Below are 679 nucleotides of genomic sequence, written 5' to 3'. Positions count from 1 at the left end.
TTTCAGCCGGGTGTTCGTCAGTCGGTTTTTGTCCCCGATCAGCTGATTGCCGGGCAACTGCAATTAGTCACTGATACCGTGACCATTGCAAAATCTGGCATTCTGAAACATGGTACAGTGCTGGGTCAAATCACCGCGACCCGTGAATATGTGCTCAGTAAAAAATCCGCAACAGACGGCAGTCAAACCCCGTGCGCCATTCTGGTAGATGATGTGAATGCGACGGAAAACAGTGTCAGTGGGGGTGTGTACCTGATGGGCGAATTTAACCAGCATCGTGTTATTCGTGATGAAAGCTGGCCTTTGCCTGAACTGACCGATGCCCTGCGTAAATTCTCTCTTTTCCTGCGCGACAGCGTGACTGCCTGATTTAACTTCAAACAGACGTCTTTATGCGGCTTACCGTAGGCATGGTGACGTCTTTTATCATGAGAAACAGTATGAATATTTTTGACACTAACGTCTTAGTGCAGGTCGTACCGAACCTGCTGACCAGTCAGAACTGGTTGCTGGATAAATTCTTCCCGAATATCGTGGAATCGGATACTGAAGAGGTATCTATCGACGTGGATGTCGGCCTGCGCCGCATGGCCCCGTTTGTTTCCCCGTTAGTGGAAGGCAAACTGGTCGAGTCGCGCAAGTTTCAGACCAACAGCTTTAAGCCTGCGTACATTAAAGA

At 49.2% G+C, this 679-nt stretch carries 2 protein-coding genes; both read left to right on the top strand.

The genetic code is table 11. The annotated features are described in order from the left end of the window. On the top strand, positions 1-369 hold a 369-nt coding region (locus Xvie_RS20485; RefSeq protein WP_244175765.1), incomplete at its 5' end, for a head decoration protein. Positions 370-440: 71 nt separating this feature from the next. Beyond that, the coding region (locus Xvie_RS20480; protein WP_208612665.1) for a major capsid protein at positions 441-679 on the top strand (239 nt) is incomplete at its 3' end.

It is taken from the genome of Xenorhabdus vietnamensis (genome assembly GCF_002127535.1).
Lineage (GTDB): Bacteria > Pseudomonadota > Gammaproteobacteria > Enterobacterales > Enterobacteriaceae > Xenorhabdus > Xenorhabdus vietnamensis.
This window is presented reverse-complemented; position numbering and strand designations above follow the sequence as displayed.